At 44.3% G+C, this 19,247-nt stretch carries 15 protein-coding genes; 12 read left to right on the top strand and 3 right to left on the bottom strand.

Going from position 1 to position 19,247, the window contains the following annotated elements; genetic code table 11:
* The first annotated feature begins 131 nt into the window (after positions 1–131).
* The 6 genes from BN6539_RS19635 (at position 132) to BN6539_RS19610 (ending at position 10,735) form a co-directional block, all read left to right on the top strand.
* Positions 132–3,671, top strand: coding sequence for a PAS domain-containing hybrid sensor histidine kinase/response regulator (locus BN6539_RS19635; RefSeq protein ID WP_067542220.1), 3,540 nt, complete (start codon positions 132–134; stop codon positions 3,669–3,671).
* A gap of 59 nt (positions 3,672–3,730) precedes the next feature.
* Complete coding sequence (locus BN6539_RS19630) at positions 3,731–4,915, top strand: MBL fold metallo-hydrolase (protein WP_067542217.1); 1,185 nt, start codon at positions 3,731–3,733, stop codon at positions 4,913–4,915.
* A 21-nt stretch (positions 4,916–4,936) separates the two neighbouring features.
* On the top strand, positions 4,937–6,175 hold the full coding sequence (locus tag BN6539_RS19625; RefSeq protein ID WP_067542214.1) for a M20 family metallo-hydrolase: 1,239 nt from the start codon (positions 4,937–4,939) through the stop codon (positions 6,173–6,175).
* Positions 6,165–7,628, top strand: coding sequence for a helix-turn-helix domain-containing protein (locus tag BN6539_RS19620; protein WP_067542211.1), 1,464 nt, complete (start codon positions 6,165–6,167; stop codon positions 7,626–7,628). The genes BN6539_RS19625 and BN6539_RS19620 overlap by 11 nt, the downstream gene beginning before the upstream one ends.
* 121 nt (positions 7,629–7,749) lie before the next feature.
* Positions 7,750–9,180, top strand: a complete 1,431-nt coding sequence (locus BN6539_RS19615; protein WP_197492897.1) for a sodium/glutamate symporter — start codon at positions 7,750–7,752, stop codon at positions 9,178–9,180.
* Positions 9,128–10,735: an amidohydrolase gene (locus BN6539_RS19610; RefSeq protein ID WP_067542207.1), complete on the top strand. Its 1,608-nt coding sequence runs from the start codon at positions 9,128–9,130 to the stop codon at positions 10,733–10,735. Before BN6539_RS19615 ends, BN6539_RS19610 begins: the two co-directional genes overlap by 53 nt.
* A 17-nt stretch (positions 10,736–10,752) precedes the next feature.
* Here the strand turns inward: BN6539_RS19610 and BN6539_RS19605 are convergent, their stop codons facing one another.
* A complete protein-coding gene (locus BN6539_RS19605) occupies positions 10,753–11,883 on the bottom strand; it encodes a M20 metallopeptidase family protein (protein ID WP_067542204.1) in 1,131 nt (376 codons plus the stop codon).
* 93 nt (positions 11,884–11,976) lie between these two features.
* Between BN6539_RS19605 and BN6539_RS19600 the strand changes: the two genes are divergently transcribed.
* Positions 11,977–12,801: a glycoside hydrolase family 25 protein gene (locus BN6539_RS19600; RefSeq protein ID WP_067542201.1), complete on the top strand. Its 825-nt coding sequence runs from the start codon at positions 11,977–11,979 to the stop codon at positions 12,799–12,801.
* Positions 12,802–12,819: 18 nt separating this feature from the next.
* Positions 12,820–13,308, top strand: a complete 489-nt coding sequence (locus tag BN6539_RS19595; protein WP_067542199.1) for a DNA-deoxyinosine glycosylase — start codon at positions 12,820–12,822, stop codon at positions 13,306–13,308.
* Here BN6539_RS19595 and BN6539_RS19590 read toward each other — a convergent pair.
* Complete coding sequence (locus BN6539_RS19590) at positions 13,298–13,606, bottom strand: DUF3892 domain-containing protein (RefSeq protein WP_067542197.1); 309 nt, start codon at positions 13,604–13,606, stop codon at positions 13,298–13,300. The two genes, BN6539_RS19595 and BN6539_RS19590, sit on opposite strands and share 11 nt — an antisense overlap.
* 176 nt (positions 13,607–13,782) lie before the next feature.
* On the opposite strand from BN6539_RS19590, the gene BN6539_RS19585 reads away from it, so the two are divergent.
* Both BN6539_RS19585 and metF read left to right on the top strand, forming a co-directional pair.
* Positions 13,783–14,256 carry a pyridoxamine 5'-phosphate oxidase family protein gene (locus BN6539_RS19585; protein ID WP_082907631.1) on the top strand — a complete coding sequence of 158 codons (474 nt, stop codon included), beginning with the start codon at positions 13,783–13,785 and terminating at the stop codon, positions 14,254–14,256.
* Positions 14,257–14,261: 5 nt separating this feature from the next.
* Complete coding sequence (gene metF / locus BN6539_RS19580) at positions 14,262–15,125, top strand: methylenetetrahydrofolate reductase [NAD(P)H] (RefSeq protein ID WP_067542195.1); 864 nt, start codon at positions 14,262–14,264, stop codon at positions 15,123–15,125.
* Positions 15,126–15,184: 59 nt separating this feature from the next.
* Here the strand turns inward: metF and BN6539_RS19575 are convergent, their stop codons facing one another.
* Complete coding sequence (locus BN6539_RS19575) at positions 15,185–16,009, bottom strand: DAPG hydrolase family protein (protein WP_067542192.1); 825 nt, start codon at positions 16,007–16,009, stop codon at positions 15,185–15,187.
* A gap of 112 nt (positions 16,010–16,121) precedes the next feature.
* Here BN6539_RS19575 and BN6539_RS19570 point away from each other — a divergent pair, with 112 nt between their 5' ends.
* Both BN6539_RS19570 and BN6539_RS19565 read left to right on the top strand, forming a co-directional pair.
* Positions 16,122–16,709: a TetR/AcrR family transcriptional regulator gene (locus BN6539_RS19570; protein ID WP_067542189.1), complete on the top strand. Its 588-nt coding sequence runs from the start codon at positions 16,122–16,124 to the stop codon at positions 16,707–16,709.
* A 140-nt stretch (positions 16,710–16,849) separates the two neighbouring features.
* Positions 16,850–19,234, top strand: coding sequence for a homocysteine S-methyltransferase family protein (locus BN6539_RS19565; protein WP_067542186.1), 2,385 nt, complete (start codon positions 16,850–16,852; stop codon positions 19,232–19,234).
* Positions 19,235–19,247 lie beyond the last annotated feature (13 nt).

Genomic DNA, 19,247 nt, shown 5'->3' with positions numbered 1-19,247 from the left:
GAAAAAAGTCAAGAGGAGAGGAGATTTTTTTTGCCGGAGAAAGGAATACATTGCTCACCGCAGCAGAATATAGTAAAATAAAGCGGTAGCACTAGACCGGGAGAACCAGGAAACGAAGCGGAGGAATCAGAATGGAAATCTTTTCAGCAACAACGCTCCTAAAGGCGTTTTTGCACAGTATATACAGAGAACGCGATTTAAAAAAGGCAGGCAGCTATCTTGCAGACGATGTTTTTTGGATTGGAGCAACGGGATGTATCGACGGCATTCGCTGTGCAGAAAACTATATGAAAGATTATATTCTTCCTTCCGCAGATTGTTTTGATATTCATTACCTGGAAGAACGAGAGAAAAAACTGGGGCGGGGCGTCAGCACTGTAGACTTGCGGTTTGTTTTGTCGAGAGATGAGGAAGATATCATATATCGCATCTCAGCCACTGCGGTGACAGAAAAACAGAAGGCACTGCTGAAGCATTTGCATATGTCCGTTTCTGACCCGGCAGACAGTATGGAGAAGGGCGCGACCTATTCTCTTACCCAGGAATATGAAAACAAAGCAATCAGGGATTTCTTTAACAACTCCATTGCAGGCGGCGTCATCGGCTGCTATTTCGAGGAAGGATTCCCTATTTATTTTATTAACGATATGATGCTGGCCCATTTAGGCTTTCAAACGGAAAAAGAGCTATCGAAGGCTGTCCAGGGAAAGCTTAGCAATGCCATCCATCCTCAAGACAGACGTATGGTTGCCGATTCCATAGCAATGCAGCTGCAGCAAAAGAATGACTACACGGTGACCTACAGAATGCGGAAAAAAGACGGGCAGTATAGCTGGATGCACGAGGTCGGCACAAAAGCCGATATTGACAGTGAGCGGGATATCCTAATCGCCGTTTATACAGATATTTCAAAAGAGCACGATATGGAGGAGAAACTGCAGCTGTCAAATCTGCAGCTGGAGAATATCATCAACGCCATTGCGGGAGGAGTGGCGATTTATAAAGTATCAGATATCTTTGAAACCGTATATTTTTCCAATGGAGTTCCAGCATTAAGCGGCTATACCGTTGAAGAATACAACGAACTGATGAAGCAGGATGCTGCCAGCCTGACATATCACGAAGATACAGAGATGGTAGTAAACAGGGTCAGACAAGCGTTGGAGGAAGATACCGCCGTAGACATCAATTTCAGAAAGCAACACCGTGACGGAAGTATCGTTTGGGTACATATGCAGGGTAAAAAAATTGGAGAAGAGGATGGCTGTCCTTTGATCCAATGTGTATTCCATAATATTACGGATCTTATAGAGAAGGAACGAAAACTGCAGGAAAGTGAAAGGAAGCAGGCTATAGCAATTGAAGGCGCTGATATGAGTGTATGGGAATATGATATAAAGGAACGTTGTATCATTCAATCCCCGACCTCCATGGCAAAACACGGATTTTCCGAGCGCATCGATAATGTGCCAGAATCGCTGATTGCACAGGGTTACGTATATGAAAACGATGTGAAGGCTTTTCAGCAAATGTATGAAAAGGTTATCCGGGGCGAACCGAAAGCGGAAGGAACCTTCTGGGTGAGAGATGATCGAAATGACAGTTGGTGGTGTGAACACATCACCTATTCAGTAGAATTTGATGAAAACGGCCAGCCAGTCAGAGCTTACGGCGCCAGTCATGATGCGACACTTGAAAACCTTGAGAAGAGGAAATATGAAGAAGAACTGTCCTATGTAGAACGAATGGGAGATCTTATTTTATCTTGCTGCAGGATTAATCTCTCACAGAAACGGGTGGAAGATATGCGCAGCGGCTTGGGCTTGGCTTTGAATGAAGACTACAAAGATGCGTTGGATTTTAAGGAAAGGACCAAGGCATTTTTAGCCGAAAACTACATGTCAGATGAAGCCAATGAGAGGTTGTCACCCCAGAGTCTGATGCGGGCTTACACGGACGGACGCAATCATGTGACTGAAGTATATGCTGCAGTTCTAAAATCAGGGGACTACGTGTGGATTAAGACTGATGTAAGTTTAGTAACGAGTTTCAACTCTTCAGATGTCATCGCTTTTTTCTACAATACAGATATCTCAAGTGAGATGACGATGAAGATGATTTTAGAATCTATCATGCACTTTGAATATGATGAAATCACCTGTATCTATTTAAAAAATGACAGCTATTCTATTATGGCCGGAAAAAGCGCGACACCAGACCTTGCGCCAACGGGAGTTTATTCAAAGGCGCTGCCAGTTTTCTGCAGCACTGTTGCAGAAGCAGAACGAGACGTCATTTACGATCTCATGACACCTCGTCGCCTGATGGAAAAATTGGAAGAGCAGCAGCCCTTTTCTATCGAGCTTCATATGGAGGATGGATTTGGAAACAGCCGCTTAAAACAGATGCGATTCATGTACCTCGACCAACGTACAGGTATGGTCCTGCTGACAAGAGCTGATATAGAAGATGTGGTAAAAAAGGAAAAACGCAAGCAGGAATTGTTGGAACTGGCGCTTGAAGATGCCGAAAAGGCGAATCAAGCGAAATCAGAATTTCTTTCCAGAATCAGTCATGATTTGCGAACGCCGATGAATGCAATTCTCGGACTTTCCAACCTTGGATTAGAAACGGAAAGCATGGCCGACGCAATAGATTATCTAAAAAAAATTAACGATTCTGGACAGTATTTGCTGGGTCTGATCAACGACACTCTCGATGTCAGCCGAATTGAGCAGAATGGATTAACCTTAAAACCGCAGACTATCTTTTCGCGCGACTTATTGAATCAAATCGTGGAGCCTATACGCGTGCTGGCGCGGCAGAAAGAAATAGACTTTATTGTCGATACAGAGGAAATTGAGGACTGTTATATCCATACGGACAGCATGCGTATTCATCAGATTTTCAGCAATCTCCTTTCCAATGCGGTGAAGTTTACGCCAGTAAAGGGCAGAGTTGAATTAAACTGTAATTGTTACGCCCGCAAAGGCAGTATTTCAAAGTGCAGAATTGTCGTAAAAGATAACGGTATCGGCATGAGCGCTGCATTTATAGATAAGCTGTATGAACCTTTTGAGCAGGAAAACGCTGAAGTGATGCCGATTTATGAGGGTTCTGGCCTCGGTATGACCATCGTTAAGAGCCTGGTCAAGATGATGAAGGGCAAAATTGAGGTGAAGAGCAAAAAAGGGTTGGGCACGGAGTTTACTGTCTATCTTGATTTTGAGAGAATTGATGAATTTAGATTGAAACAGGATGTCAACCGCGGAAAGATGACAAGTATCAAGGGCATGCGCATTTTGCTCGTTGAAGACCATCCGCTCAACGCTGAAATTGCCATTAAAATTTTGGAAAAACAGGGCTGTGCTGTAGATCATGCCAAGGATGGCGCAGAAGGAGTAGCGTTTTTTCAGCAATCTGAAAGAAATCAATATGAGGCGATATTGATGGATATCAGAATGCCGAGAATGGACGGACTGCAAGCTGCAGCAGCAATCAGGCAGCTAGAGAGAGAAGACGCTGAAAAGGTGCCTATCATTGCAATGACAGCCAATGCCTACAGCGAGGACAGAGAAAAATCAACTGCAGCGGGAATGGATTACCACTTGACGAAACCCATCGTGCCGCAATCGCTGTATGCTGTATTGTCAGAGGTCAGAAAGAACTGATTTATTGAGTCATAAATTGGCAAATATCCGACTAAAATGTTGTATGGAGGTATTTGCAATTGAAGATTAAAATTTATCGCGGCACTCATCAGATTGGAGGCTGTATTACTGAAATAACGACAGAAAAAACGAGGATTATTATAGATTTTGGAACTGTACTGCCCTATAGAAACGGCAAAATGCCGAAGGAGAATTTGGTAATAGAGGGCGTGACCTATATCGGACACCGGAACTGTGACGGTATCTTATTCACACATTATCATGGTGACCATACCGGGCTTTTAGACAAGGCGATTAAGGGAATCCCCATGTATATGGGGAAAGCGGCAAAGAAAATATTTTTGCTTTCACAAGCGCATAAAAACAGTGATTCCGTTGCACGAATTGAACAGATTCGTGAATACGAAGATGGTAAATCCTTTTCCATCGGTGATATCAAAATAACACCGATTCTGACAGATCATTCTGCTTTTGACGCATATATGCTGCTCATTGAAGCCGATGGCAAACAAGTACTCCATACGGGAGACTTCAGAACCCACGGTGTCAAGGGTGAGATGGTAATTCCAAGGCTTGCTAAGCTCCGTGGGTTAGTCGACGTCATGATAACGGAGGGGACAAATTTATCCTATACAAACCCTGTGGTGACCAGCGAATACCTTTTGGCAGAAGCTGCGGAGACTTTGATGGAGCGATATCCATACGTTTTTGTCATGTGTGGAGCGACTGACATCGACAGACTGGCAGCATTTCATAAAGCGTCGGAAAGAAAGAATCTCTTTCTCTGCGATGCCTATCAGATGTCTTTACTTGAAACAGCGGCAGAATACGGGGCTGCCCTGACTGACTTCTACCGCTTTGATAGAACCAGGGTGTACTTTGAAGAGATGGAGGGAGTAAAGGACGGATTCTGTATGGCAGTGCGCAATGAAAAAGATTTTTCGGAAATCATGAAACCGTACAGAGAAAAACATAATGAGCAAACTTTAATTATTTATGCTATGTCCGAAGGATATTTGAGCAGACACCATCAGGCGATTGAAAAATTGACTAGCGGTTTCCGTTATATTATAAAACTGCATACGTCTGGTCATGCTTCAGAAGAGGCGATTTGGGCAGCGGCTAACACGGTCTCTGCGAAAAAGATCATCCCGATTCACACGGAAAATCCGGAAAAAATCAGATTAGGTGCATTGCAGGATCGAGTTGTGTTCCTGGAAGATGATGAAGAGTTTAATGTATAATTAATATATATGGAGGTACAAATGGATAAGCAGGCAAAGTGGATAACAGAGGCGGTAGAAGCGATAGCTGAGACTGCCGTGAAAGAAGACGGAGAGTACTGGAGAGGAACTTACACGAGAGAGGACGATAATGCAGTCGCCCTCTTGAAAAAATACATGGAGTCTAAGGGTATGGAAGTCTATTCTGATGCAGTGGGAAATCTCTTTGGCCGTATTACTGGCAATCGTCCAGAAGTAGTGATGACAGGGTCTCATAGGGACACTGTCAGAAGAGGCGGTAAATATGACGGCATGCTGGGTGTTCTCACTGCCATAGAGGCGGCGGCTTCTTTAACTGAAGAACTGGGGAAGCCAGAAAAAACCGTGGAAGTTGTGGCTTTCTGTGAAGAAGAAAGCAGCCGTTTTCCTACCAGTTACTTGGGCAGCAGATATTTGTGCGGTGAATTCAGTGAAAGGGAGCTTGCAGATTTGGACGATGATGCAATCACCCTGGGTGAGGCAATGAAGCGCTCTGGTTATCTAAAGGAGGCTCTTGCTGATAAAAGAACTGACCTGGAGCGTTTTGTGGAGCTGCATATCGAGCAGGGCGGCGTTTTAGAACGAGAACAGAAGCAAATCGGTATCGTTACAGCAATCGTAGGCCTCTTCTGCGGAGAAGTATATTTTAAGGGCCATCAGAATCACGCGGGAACGACACCAATGTATATGAGAAAGGATCCGATGCCGGCAGCAGCGGAGTTTATTTATAGGCTGAATCAATGGGCGATGGGTCATCAATACGATCTTGTCTGCACCGTGGGCAAGCTGAACATAAAACCGGGTAACACCAATGTCATTGCTGATGAAGTCATGCTCACCTTTGATATCCGCTCGCCAAAAGCGGAGCTGATACAAGAAGCGGCGGCGATGATAGAGACATTAAAGAAGGAACTGGAAGGGGACATTGAAATTTCTGTCGCAGTACCTTGCGATGAACCGCCGGTTGCACTGGACGAAGAAGGTGTGACAATCATGGATCTGCTTGCACAAAAGGGCAACTATAATTACATGAAAATCACCAGCGGGGCTGGTCACGATTCTCAAGTCCTGGCGCAGGCCTTTCCGACAAATATGATCTTTGTTCCCAGCGTCCGGGGAATCAGCCACAATGAAAAAGAATTTACCAGGGCAGAAGATATCGAAGCAGGCGTTCATTTTCTGCGTGATTTTTTACAGGAGACAGCCTGGAAGAAGTTAGGTAGTGATAATCATGAACAATAATCGTTTCGGAAACAGATTGGGTCAACTTTTAGTGTCAGCAGACATCAAGAATTTTACTTTGGCGCAAAGCCTAAAATACGATGTTTCCTATATCAGTAAATGGATTTCTGGAAAAGCAGTTCCCTCCAAAAAAAATATTGAATCCATTGTAAACGTGGTGTGCGGTTTGGTTGTCAATCATGGCAGCAAAGATTTCATTGCCGAAATCAAGAGAGAATATAATGCCAGCGATGATGAACAGCTGCAGGATGCTTTGAAGAAAGAGCTTCTCGGTGCCTATCACGAGACTGTCGGAGATTTTGATTATGCAAAGTATGTCAACAACGCATCTGTTGTAATCAGACCCGAAGGCCAATATCCGCTGCTGCAGGATTATGCAAGGGGCATAGATACAAGCAAACCGATGGAAATTGCCATATTAGCTGATTTGTTTTCAATGGACCACATGTCAAAGCTGCTTTTAGCGGGAATTGAAAATAATCGATTCAGAGTGCAGAAGGAGAGACCTGATATCCACCTTCATTTTATTCTCGATATAGGACAACTGGATGGCCATTCTGTTTATGATGTGATTTTGTTTGTACACATGCTGACCAATTACTCTCTTCTAAATTTTACCTTGTCACAGAGTAAAGCGGCAAAAGGAAAACTGCTGTTTTCCATCATGAAGCATTATGCCGGAATCAGCCTGTTGACAGACAGCGGTCAGTTTCTGTGCACCGTATCCAGCAGGGATAAAGAAGTCGGACACAGCATTTATGACAACATTATCGCCCATGAAAATCCAGATCAGAATCTTTTCAGCAGCCTTACGCTGCGATCAATGCTTGAAACGCGTGAATATATGCAGCTGCTCTTAGAACAAAATAACAGATGGCTGGTGGGACATATGATGGAGCTGTTTATCACAAAAGATTTATTCGACCAACTGCTGAAAAGTGAATTCCCAGAGGAAGAGCTGGCTCGAAGAGAAGCGGAAAGAGCTTATCTGATTGCACAAAATATCTTTGAGCGGGAAGACGTTTTCATCATGATTTACAACTCAGCTCTCACCAACTTTATGCTGTCCGGTGAGTTGGACTTCTTCAACAAAAAAATCGTTTTAGATGCTAAGGAACGAAAAAAACAATTAGAACACTTAAAAAATCTGTTTTTAGATCATCGGGACTTGCACGTTAAGATGGTCAGCGGCGGATTTAGTGACGACTTCAGATATATTACCAATCCCTGTATGTTCCTTTCAGATACGGTCAACTATTTAAGGCTGGAAAACGACTACTATGATAAGAATATTCTTTTAGTACGTGACAGCCAGCTGCGGGAAGTGTTTAATATCTTCTATGATGAGATTTGGAATGATCGTCAGGACGTTGTCGTCTCTGAAAGACAGCTGATTCTGGAACAGTTGGACAATCTAATGAACGCAGCGACGCTGCTCAGCGATGTTGAATAAATTGAATTTATTGATTCAATTTATTCCTGTTTTGGCCGTTTTCTGCTGCCGATCATAGACTGATATCTGCTATTCTGTAAGTAAGAGTATAGGTGTTATTACAGAATTAGGAGGATATAACATGAATAGTTTTATGATAGCCTTTGGCCTTGCCAGCGTGGCTTTGTGCATCGGTACGCTCTTAAGAGCGAAAATTCCGGCGCTGCGCAATATGCTGGTGCCAGCAAGCGTAATTGCCGGCATCATCGGTCTCATTTTTATGAACTTGACAGATCAATTCCATTTCAATATCGGAACTGACTCTGAGATGTATACCAATATAGTGAACCATCTGTTTACTATTTCCTTTATTTCAATCTGCCTGACCGGCTCTAAGAAGAGCGAGGAGAACACAGCAAAGCATATGATGAAAGGCGCGCTGGGTATGGGAAGCGTCTGGTGTCTGCTCTATGCATTGACGCCCTTAATCGGATTCGGCATCATCTATCTGATTGGCAGACAGTTTGACATCGCTTCCATCTATGGAACTTTGATTCCTTTCGCCTTTACCCAGGGACCAGGGCAGGCGGCGGCTTACGGCAGCATCTATGAGTCTTACGGATGGGAAAATGCTGCTATGGTGGGCGTCACCTTTGCCGCAATCGGTTTTATCGTTGCCTTTGCTGTAGGCATTCCGGCGGCAAAGCTGGGGGTATCCCGCGGTATTGCCAAGAACTGCGGAACGATAGACAGCAGTATTCTAAAAGGCTATTTAAAGAAAGAAGAACAGACCAACTACATGGTCAAAGATACGACTTGCAACAGCAATATTGAAACCCTCAGCTTTCACTTTGCACTGATCGGGTTTTGTTATATCTTTGCCGTCGGCATCTCCAAAGTATTTGCGCTGATTCCAGGCTTTATTGGATCTTCTATGAGTGGACTGATGTTCATGAACGGCATGATTGCAGCCTATATTGTCAAGTTTTTGATGAAAAAGCTGAACATCGATTTTTTGCAGGAAGATGTCCTGCAGACAAAAATTACTGGCTGGACGGCTGATTACTTAGTCGTATGTGCTTTCATGGCTGTAGGTTTTCAGGTTTTAGGCAGTTGGGTCGTGCCGATTATCGTTGAAAGCTTAATTATAACCGTTGTCACTTTCATTGTGTGCTTTTACTTCGGGCAGCGCATTGGGGGCAGCAATGATTTTGAGAGAACACTTGGTCTTTATGGAACCTCAACGGGAACTGTACCTAGCGGCATCGCGTTAGTTCGCATTGTAGACCCGGAATTTAAGACTTCTACCGCTGTAGAATTGGGCCTGATGAATTTGGTCATGCTGCTTTCCACACCGGTTTACTTAGTACTGTTGGCTATGGCTTCAGGCGATCTTTCAACAACGATAGCCATGCTGATTCTTGCAGGTCTGTGCATCGTATATTTAATTGTGATGAAATTAACTGGTACATGGGGTAAAAAGACCTTTGATTGGAAGAATAAAGAGGGGAGGCAGAAGAATGGATACAATTTATTATGGCGGACCAATTCTAACTATGGAAAATCAAAATGATGTTCCGGAAGCGGTCCTTGTTAAACGCGGAATGATTAAGAAGGTAGGCACTCTCAGAGAGGTTTTGGATGCTGCAGATAAAAACGTGAAGAAGAAGAACCTGAATGGAAGATGTCTGATGCCGGCTTTTATTGACGCCCACGGACATATTTCCATGAATGGACAGATGGCCCTGTGCGCTGATCTGTCAGAGTGCACTTCTTTTGCAGACATTATTACAGTCATGAAGCAATATATCGTCGATAAGAAGATGACTGCGAAAGATATCGTCGTTGGCTTCGGTTACGATCATAACTTTTTGAAAGAACAGAGCCATCCAGGAAAAGAAATATTGGATCAAGTCAGCAAAGATATTCCGATTATGATTATGCATGTCTCAGGACACCTGGGCTGTGTCAACAGCGCGATGCTGGCTCTAGCCGGTATCGACAGCAGTACAGAAGACCCTCAGGGCGGAAAAATCGGCAGGGTCGACGGTTCACAGGAACCAGACGGTTATTTAGAAGAAGCTGGCATGTTGTCAGTACAGAGCACCGTCATGAAAAAAATGAAGGTCAATATCCGGGAAATCATGAAAGGGATGCAGAAGGTTTACATTGAAAACGGTGTGACCACTGTGCAGGACGGTGCGACCAACAAAATGGCGCTGAAGCTTTTGAAGCTGAGCAATACTTTGGGTGCCTTAAAGATTGACGTAGTGGCCTATCCGCTGATGAACGACGGCGGACGGGAAGTCATCAAAGACAACCCGAAAATGGACAGAACCTACAAAAAACATCTCAAGTTAGGCGGGTACAAAGTCGTCCTCGACGGTTCACCCCAGGGGCGGTCTGCCTGGATGAGCCAGCCATATCTGGGTGGCGAGGAAGATTATTGCGGCTATCCGTGGATGCCGGATGAAGAAGTTTATCAATACGCCTTGCAGGCGGTGGATGATAATCAGCAGCTGCTGGCACACTGCAACGGAGATGCGGCCGGCGACCAGTTTCTAAACGCATATGAAAGTGCTTTGGCTAAGAGCAGTAATCCCAATAAAGACAATCTCCGCCCGGTGATGATTCACTGTCAGACAGCCCGCAACGATCAATTGGACCGCATGGCTGAGATGAACATGGTGGCTTCTATCTTTGTCGGCCATGTCTATTATTGGGGCGATATCCATGTAAAGAATTTTGGAGAAGAGCGGGGAAATCATATCAGTCCGGTGAAAGACGCTATGGATAGGGGCCTGTCGGTGAATTTCCATCAGGATACGCCAGTTACAAAACCCTATATGATGCATTCCGTATGGTGTGCTGTCAACAGAATCAGCCGCAATGGAACTGTCATCGGTGCAGATCAAAAGATATCTGTGTATGACGCGCTGAAAGCTGTGACGATCAACGCCGCTTACGAATATTTTGAAGAGGACAGCAAGGGAAGCATCAAAGAAGACAAGCGGGCAGATTTAGTCATACTGGATCGAAATCCGCTGGAGACAGAAGCTATGGAGCTGAAAGACATCAAGGTTCTTGAGACGATCAAGGACGGCAAGACTATTTATGTAAGAAAATAGAAGCACGAGAAAGGGCGCTAGTCAGCGCCCTTTAATAATGTATCGAATAATATGACTGCGTCAATCAGTACGCTGTCATCGAAGTCATAGTTGTCGCTGTGCAGAGGAATGCCGCTGCCCGTTCCGAGGAAAAAGAATACACCCGGCATCTGCTGCTCAAAGAAAGAGAAATCCTCAGCGATCATAACCGGCCTGCGCAATTCAACGAAGTTCAAATCCAAAAGCACCGGCTTGACGCCTGCGTACAGTTTTTCGTCGTTGACGACGGCAGGGTGACTTTTGCTCACATCCAGATCAAATTTAACACCGTATACCTTTTCGATTTCTTCTCCCAGACTTTTCATGGTATTGACCAGGGTCTCCCAGGTTTCATCGTGGAAGGTCCGCATGGTTCCATCCAGACGGGAGAACGGGGATATGGCATTTCTCACATTGCCGCTCTGCATCTTGCCGAATTTCAGCACACAGCGATCGCGGACATAAAGGGATTTGAAAGTATAGATATCGCTGACGAATTTGCAGGCGGCTTCCAAGGCGTCCTTTCCTTTTTCGGGTTCTCCGCAGTGAGCACTGACTCCTTCAATTTCTACTGCCACGGCAGTGGATTTTGCCATCATCGGACCGGGGCGGGAGGCGATTTCACCTTTTGACAGCATGGGCCATAGATGCAATCCAAAAATTGCTTTGATGTTGTAGCGGTCAAAGATATGTGTTCCGCAGATTCTAAGCGCACCGTCGATGGTTTCTTCTGCCGGCTGGAACAGCAGCAAGGCGTTACAAGGCATTTGGACGTTATTTCTCTTGTAATCGTCCAGAACCCTGGCAAACCCCAAGAGACCTGCCATATGGCCATCGTGGCCGCAAGCATGCATACAGCCTTCGTGGGTGGACGCATAGGGGAGGCCGGTCTCCTCCTGAATTGGCAGGGCGTCCATGTCTGCGCGAAAAGCGACGGTTTCTTCTCTGCCAAAATCGAAATATGCGATCAGGCCTGTTTTTACGATCTGCTCCACTTCACAGGCCAGCCCTGCTAAGATGTTCTGCACATAAGCGCTGGTCTTGTAAACGTAAAAGCCAAGCTCTGGAATTTGATGCAAATCTCTTCGATATTGGATGATTTCCTGTGATAATTGATTGTAATCTATCATAACGCGCACCTCTCTTATCTCCTATAATAAATGAGAAAAAGTGGATAGTCAAATATTCTTTCATTGACCAAGAACTTATGTTAGAATGTTATCATGAGAAAAACCAAAAAAAGAAAAATTTCGACAAGAATAAAGTTTATCGTCATAGGGTCAGCTCTTGCAATGTTCGTATGTACAGTAACGGTTTTTTATATTGTTTTGGGAAATTATGACGGACTAGGACTTCGGCAGAATATTGACGAAAACCCATACGACATGAGTTATGTTTATAAAAAAGACGGATTCTTACATTACGACGATGGAACCTATCAATCTGTCACGGGCATCGATGTATCCGTATACCAGAAAAAGGTGAATTGGAAAAAAGTAAAAGCAGCAGGTGTTGACTTCGTCATCATCAGACTGGGTTATAGAGGTTATGATGAAGATGGAGACCTGGCGCTCGACTCCAAGTTTAAAGATCATCTCAAAGGAGCAAAGGAGGCGGGGCTAGATGTAGGGGTCTACTTTTTCTCACAGGCAAAGACCACTGATGAAGCGATCAGAGAAGCGAGATTTGTGGTCAGACATATCAGGGGAAAGGGAATTACATATCCAGTGGTGTTTGATATGGAGCCCATCGACGGTGCTGATAGAATTACGGATTTAAATGCAGAGGAAAAGACACAGATTGCGGACGCTTTTTGCCAGGTCATCGACAGAAATGGTTATACGCCGATGATTTATGGTAATCCACAGTGGCTGAAAAAGCATGTGAATCTGGAATATTTAACGAAATACGATACATGGCTGGCTCATTATGCTGACGAGACGGACTATCCATATGCGTTTAAGATGTGGCAGTATTCTCATACCGGTAAAGTAAATGGAATTAAAGGCCGCGTCGACTTAAATATGTATTTCATAGAATCTCAGTAAAAGGAAGGACTCGGTATTATGGCAGAATATGAACATCACGAACAGCCCTTTGCACCTGTATTTGATGAGAATTCGAAAGTCTTGATTCTGGGAACCTTTCCCTCTGTTAAATCCAGAGCGAACAATTTTTATTATGGTCATCCGCAGAACAGATTTTGGAAAGTGCTTGCCGCTTTATGTGGCGAGTTAGTGCCGCAGACGGTGGAAGAAAAAAAGTCCTTAGTGCTGCGCCATCAGATTGCCATCTGGGATGTGATTGAAAGCTGCGACATCATCGGTTCTTCTGACAGTTCCATCAAGAATGTAGTTCCGGCCGATATTGCAGGACTGCTTTGCAAGACGCAGATTGAACGAATCTATGTAAACGGAACCTTGGCAAAGACTTTGTATGACAGATTTGCTTTACCCGCAACAGGTATTGATGCGGGTAAACTGCCGTCTACCAGTCCTGCCAATGCAAGATTCCGTCTTGAACAGTTGATTGAAAGCTGGCGGACTATACTGTAGGAAGATTGCTCAGATTGTTATCGTCAGTTCCATCAGGGATGGATTTCAGGTATTCCGTATCTTTTCTATGGGCGATACCGACACCGGCGATGTCACCGCTCTTTGCCAGAGCGACACCTTGCTCTTTGGAGACGATATTTCCATCTGACAACTGATATCCAGTAATTCTGCCGCTCTTTTTAACTAAAGCGACGATTTGCTTTGCATCGGGTTTTGTATTGGGGATGCTGTCAAGGGCGTTGATTGCCAGAGCGCTACCCAGATTAGGGATCTCTACATTATTGTTATTAAAATCCATTTTTCTTTTCCTTTCCGAAATATGTCCTTTGCAATAAAAAGCTTGCAATAGTATTTTCTCTATGTAAAAATATAATATACCTATTGTCGGACTGAAAAGTATTGAAAAAATATGTCATGAGATATAAAATAGAAATAATAAATATTTATTTATGGAAAAGTTTATGAGGTGTAAGAATGATATTTAGAAAAATGAGACGCAGCGAAAAAGCGACCGACATAGCAAAAGCTGAAGAATTGCTTCGATCAAAGGATTTTGGCGTTCTGTCAGTATGCGGAGATGACGGCTATCCTTATGGTGTGCCGATCAATTACGTTTACGATGAAGGGAAGATATACTTTCACAGTACCTCTGCTGAAAGCCACAAAATTGATGCAATCAGAAAAAACGAAAAAGTTTCTTTCACCATCGTGACCGAATATGAGTTAATACCTGAGAAGCTGGACACCATGTATACCAGCGTGGTCGTTTTCGGACGTGCCAGAGTGATTAATTCAAAAGAAGAAACAAAAGAGGCACTGCGGCTATTGCTGGCAGGGCTTTCACCATCATTAGTAGGAAGTACAGAAAAAATCTACAAGGGTTCTGAAGAAAAATTTGTCATGGTAGAGATTTCAGTAGAACACATATCAGGAAAAATAGGAAGGTAAGACATTTGAAATTAGCAGAATTATTTAATAACAGAAAAACAGTATTTTCATTTGAGGTTTTCCCGCCGAAGCGAGACAATCCCATCGAGACGATTTATAATACCTTAGATGCGCTGCAGGATCTTAAGCCGGATTTTATCAGTGTTACATATGGAGCCAGCGGCAGTCTGGCTGACAATTCCACCTGTGAGATCGCATCAGCCATCAAGCACAGATATGGAATTGAATCTGCCGCTCATTTAACCTGCGTCAATTCCACTAAAGAAGAGGTGACACAGGTATTGAAGAAATTACACGATAACGGTGTGGAGAATATACTCGCGTTGAGAGGCGACCTGGTGCCGGATGTAGAACCAAAAGAAGATTTTAAGCATGCTAGTGAACTGATCACCTTTATCAGAGAAAGTGAAAATGACTTCGGGATTTCTGGCGCCTGTTATCCGGAAGGCCACCTGGACAGCAGAGATCAGATTGAGGACATCTTAAATCTGAAGAAGAAGGTAGATGCCGGTGCCCAGCATTTGATTTCCCAGCTTTTCTTCGATAACAATTTATTTTATGACTTTCTGGATAAGGCGCGAATTGCTGGTATCAACGTGCCAATCGAGGCCGGCATTATGCCGGTGGTCAACAAGAAACAGATAGAGAGAATGGTTTCACTCTGTGGCGCCAGCCTGCCAGCCAAATTTACAAAGATGATGTCACGATATGAGACCAGGCCGGAAGCCATGAGAGACGCAGGCATCGCCTATGCCGTTAACCAGATTGTGGATCTAGTTTCTCAAGGAGTAGACGGCGTTCATCTCTATACGATGAATAATCCATACATCGCTAAGCGAATCAGCGAAAGTGTAAAATCGTTGTTTTAACAGATAAGGCAAAGGAGCAGTCGCATTGACAAAAATGGCAATACGACTGCTCCTTTAATTTACTCTGACCAATTATTCTTGTTTTCTGCATATAACTCAGGAAGAATTTTGTTGAGGTGACTGACCTCCTTGTGATTGTGCACGATGAACTTAGAAGGCATAGCAGACGCTAGCTTATTAAGAATCATTTTTGGCAGCTTAATATGCATATCTTTGCCATCTTTTACGCCATGCCCCATCCAGGCGGCAACAACCCATTCGTTATGACCTTCATTATTTTCTCTAACCCATTCACACATTAGTACCGGATATCTAAAAGGTCCGAGATTCATACAATTATTTGCAACAATAATCGCTTTGCATTTTGGTGTTCCAATCAGACTGTTATCGAATCCCGCTTTGTCAGGTTCGACGAAGCAAAGAGATCCTGTAACTGGTTTTTCATCAGTCATTGATTCACATATATTGGAGGTTATTCCCCACATACGCTGACGAATAGGAATGTTTGTGTTTAAAATCTGCGCGCGGTCTTCATCAGATACCCTTACATCGTAGTGATCCTCGGGGTTCCAAAGGGCATAACGCAGGGGATCGAGCTGATGCCAAATCATCCACCATTCCAGCATCTCACCAGTAATACGGGGAATCGGGGTAATTGCACTCACAAAGATGGTGCCATTATTCATAATGTATACCCCTTCGGGCACAGGTGTGTATTTTTCTGTTTGAATGATCGACCGATCGGCAAATGCCGGCGGAAGCGATGGATCACCCTTCAGTGATTTAATTTTTGCGATTTCTTCTTCTGTCAGATTTTCAATATCCCGCAAAAACTTGTAATAGCTTTTCTTTTCTGCACCTTCATATAGCGGAACCGTTTTCATGTTAATATCTCCTTTGATAAAATAATGGTCTTGACTTTTATATGAGACGAATGTATCATAAAACATAAAATAAAACAATAGTTTCACAACGTCTAAAACAAAGAGGTAAGGAATGTTTCATATCAAGAATGATAAAAGAGCAAGAAAATCAGCAGAACTGGTGGTGAATGCATTTGATGAGTGTTTGAAATCTCACGATTTCGAAAATATGACAATTACAGAACTATGCAATGCGTCAACCATCAGTCGTGCGACGTTCTACAGATTGTTTGATGATTTAGAGGACGTGGCGGCATATAAATGCGAACTGTTTGCTGAGGAGTTTTCTGAAGCATTCAAAAAATGCAGTATAGAGGAGATGCAGGCCGCATTTTTTTCTGAATGGATGAAAAATGTGGAGTTGTTAAAGTTGATCGTTCGACTGAGAAGGACGGATATTATCTATAATTGTCATAGAAGTCATCTGGATCAGGTGAAAGAAAAGATGGAGCTGCTGGGTATAGAAGACGAGATAACCGATTATCATCTTGCAATGCTTACTTATATTCTGGTGGGAGCATTGACTGTGTGGTGTGACCATGACTGCAGGGAGACACCAGAAGAACTGGTGGCCTCGACGAAAAAGTCTATTGCAGATATAGGCGTATTCTTTGACGGACGATTATCCAGTGTCCGGCTGCAGAGTAGTAGGCAAAAGTAGATATTGGGATGAGTACGATGTATTGAAGATATTGCCAGTTTTAGAGCAGTTTTTCCCGTATAGAAGCAAACAAGGATTGAAAAACCTGCTGAGATGGTATAAAATATATAAATTAATCTGGAAAGGGACGTAGAAAGCGTATGAACAAATTATTAAACTTATTTCCCAATCGGGAATTCATTTTTTTGGATGGTGGTTTTGGAACCATGCTGCAGAAAGAGAATCTGGATGTAGGACGTGTTCCAGAAGTGCTGAATATCACCCATCCACAGGTGGTGCAAAGAATTCAAAAGGCATATATCGACGCAGGTGCAGATATAATCTGTACCTGCTCTTTTGGTGTCAATAAGTACAAAATTGAGGGATGCGGCTATACAGTGGAGGAACTGATGAAAGCCGCGGTCAAAAATGCCAGAGAAGCAGCAGAAGGAACGGACACGAAAATTGGTCTCGACATCGGTCCCATCGGACGCTTACTAGAACCCAACGGCAGCCTTTCCTTTGAGGAAGCCTACGAAATTTTCAAGCTGCAGGTTGAAGCGGGCAGTGATGCTGATGTTATTCTCATTGAAACCATGACGGATCTCTACGAGATGAAGGCGGCGGTGCTGGCAGCAAAGGAAAACGCAGAACTGCCGATTATTGCGACCATGAGCTTCGAGGCTAACCAGAGGACTTTTACGGGGACAGAAGTGCGTGCTATGGCCTTGACTTTAGAAGGCCTGGGAGTTGATGCTATCGGAATGAACTGCTCCCTAGGACCGGCGGAGTTCAAGCCTTTGATAGAAGAACTATCCAAATGGACCACTCTGCCCATCGTATCGAAAGCCAATGCAGGCCTGCCAAATCCGGCCACAGGGGAATACGACGTGGAGGCAGAGCAGTTTGCAAAGCTGACTGCTGATCTTATTCCACACGGTGTCAAGGCAGTAGGCGGATGCTGCGGTACTACACCGGCGTTCATCAAAGCCATTCATGAGGCATTTGAGGGCAAAAAATACTGCAGGCAGAATCCGAATATTCCAGCCGCTGTCTGTACACCAGAAAAGACGATCATCATCGACCAGCCGAGGATCATCGGTGAACGAATTAACCCTACAGGGAAAAAGAAGCTGAAGGAAGCACTGAAAAATGGGGACATGGATTATGTGCTAACGCAGGCAGCAGACCAGATTAGGGACGGAGCGGAAATATTGGATGTCAATGCCGGCGTCCCTGGAATAGATGAAAAAAGTGTTATTGTAAACATTGTGAAGGCTCTGCAGGGTATTACCGATGCGCCTCTGCAGATTGACTCTGGAGATCCAGAGGTCATTGAAGCGGCACTACGGGTTTACAGCGGCAAAGCAATTGTAAATTCTGTCAACGGCGAAGAGAAATCCTTGGCTTCGATTCTGCCTTTAGTTAAAAAATATGGCGCTGCCGTAGTAGGTCTCACCTTGGACGAAGACGGTATTCCAACGACGAAAGAAAAGAGAATTGAGATTGCAGAGCGTATTTTAAGCAGAGCTCTTGCCTTGGGGATTCCCAGAAAGGACGTGTATATCGACTGTCTGACACTGACGGTTTCTGCCGAACAGGAAAATGCCGCCGGCACACTGGAGGCGATCAAGTATGTCAAAGAAGAACTGGGATTAAAAACGGTCCTTGGCGTGTCAAATATCTCTTTTGGACTGCCAAACAGATCAATCATCAATCACAATTTTCTGCAGATGGCACTGACCTGTGGTCTGGACCTGCCGATTATGAACCCGGGTTCAGCAGAGATGATGCAGGCGGTAGCCGTATATAAGCTGATTATGAACATCGATAAAGGCTCCATGGCTTACATCAAAAACTACAGCGGAGAAGTCGTTACCAGCACGGTATCGGGCAATCCAACCTCTGCAGAGAAACCTCAGCAGGAGAGCGAGGTGGAATACGCCATCAATAACGGCCTGGGCGCCAAATGCAGAGAGCTGATAGAAAAAGAGCTGGATAGCAGAGAACCGCTTGACGTGATCAACAATACCTTGATTCCCATCTTAGATCGGGCGGGGAAAGACTTTGAAGCAGGGATCACCTTCATCCCGCAGCTGATGCTCTGTGCCTCTACAGCCCAGCAGGCTTTTGATGTTATCAAGGAGAAGATTGAGGCGGCGGGTACAGAACAAGTATCCAGAGGGACTATCGTCATCGCCACCGTAAAAGGCGATATTCATGATATTGGCAAGAATATCGTCAAAGTCATCTTAGAAAACTACGGTTACGATATCATAGATTTAGGAAAAGACGTAGAGCCGCAAAGGGTTGTAGACGCAGTAAAGGAAAAGGATGTCAAGCTGGTAGGCCTATCGGCGCTGATGACTACCACGCTGCACAGTATGGCGGAAACCATCAGATTACTCAAGACGGCAGCACCTGAGTGTAAGATTATGGTAGGCGGCGCAGTACTGACCGAGGATTATGCCCTGGAAATCGGTGCGGATTTCCATGTGAAGGACGCCAAAGAATCTGCCGATGCAGCAAAGCTGATTTATGCATAAGGGTGATGGAGAG

Origin of the sequence: Emergencia timonensis (genome assembly GCF_900086585.1) — a bacterium.
Classification (GTDB): Bacteria; Bacillota; Clostridia; order Peptostreptococcales; family Anaerovoracaceae; genus Senimuribacter; species Senimuribacter timonensis.
The sequence above is the reverse complement of the archived record's forward strand: the minus strand, read 5'-3'. Positions and strand labels throughout refer to the sequence as shown.

Excerpts from the sequence above, each read along its gene's own strand:
- BN6539_RS19615 (WP_197492897.1), top strand. The coding sequence starts at position 7,750 with ATGAATAGTTTTATGATAGCCTTTGGCCTTGCCAGCGTGGCTTTGTGC.
- BN6539_RS19595 (WP_067542199.1), top strand. The coding sequence starts at position 12,820 with ATGGCAGAATATGAACATCACGAACAGCCCTTTGCACCTGTATTTGAT.
- BN6539_RS19620 (WP_067542211.1), top strand. The coding sequence starts at position 6,165 with ATGAACAATAATCGTTTCGGAAACAGATTGGGTCAACTTTTAGTGTCA.
- BN6539_RS19635 (WP_067542220.1), top strand. The coding sequence starts at position 132 with ATGGAAATCTTTTCAGCAACAACGCTCCTAAAGGCGTTTTTGCACAGT.
- BN6539_RS19585 (WP_082907631.1), top strand. The coding sequence starts at position 13,783 with ATGATATTTAGAAAAATGAGACGCAGCGAAAAAGCGACCGACATAGCA.
- BN6539_RS19570 (WP_067542189.1), top strand. The coding sequence starts at position 16,122 with ATGTTTCATATCAAGAATGATAAAAGAGCAAGAAAATCAGCAGAACTG.
- BN6539_RS19600 (WP_067542201.1), top strand. The coding sequence starts at position 11,977 with ATGAGAAAAACCAAAAAAAGAAAAATTTCGACAAGAATAAAGTTTATC.
- BN6539_RS19590 (WP_067542197.1), bottom strand. The coding sequence starts at position 13,606 with ATGGATTTTAATAACAATAATGTAGAGATCCCTAATCTGGGTAGCGCT.
- BN6539_RS19625 (WP_067542214.1), top strand. The coding sequence starts at position 4,937 with ATGGATAAGCAGGCAAAGTGGATAACAGAGGCGGTAGAAGCGATAGCT.
- BN6539_RS19610 (WP_067542207.1), top strand. The coding sequence starts at position 9,128 with ATGGATACAATTTATTATGGCGGACCAATTCTAACTATGGAAAATCAA.
- BN6539_RS19575 (WP_067542192.1), bottom strand. The coding sequence starts at position 16,009 with ATGAAAACGGTTCCGCTATATGAAGGTGCAGAAAAGAAAAGCTATTAC.
- BN6539_RS19605 (WP_067542204.1), bottom strand. The coding sequence starts at position 11,883 with ATGATAGATTACAATCAATTATCACAGGAAATCATCCAATATCGAAGA.
- BN6539_RS19565 (WP_067542186.1), top strand. The coding sequence starts at position 16,850 with ATGAACAAATTATTAAACTTATTTCCCAATCGGGAATTCATTTTTTTG.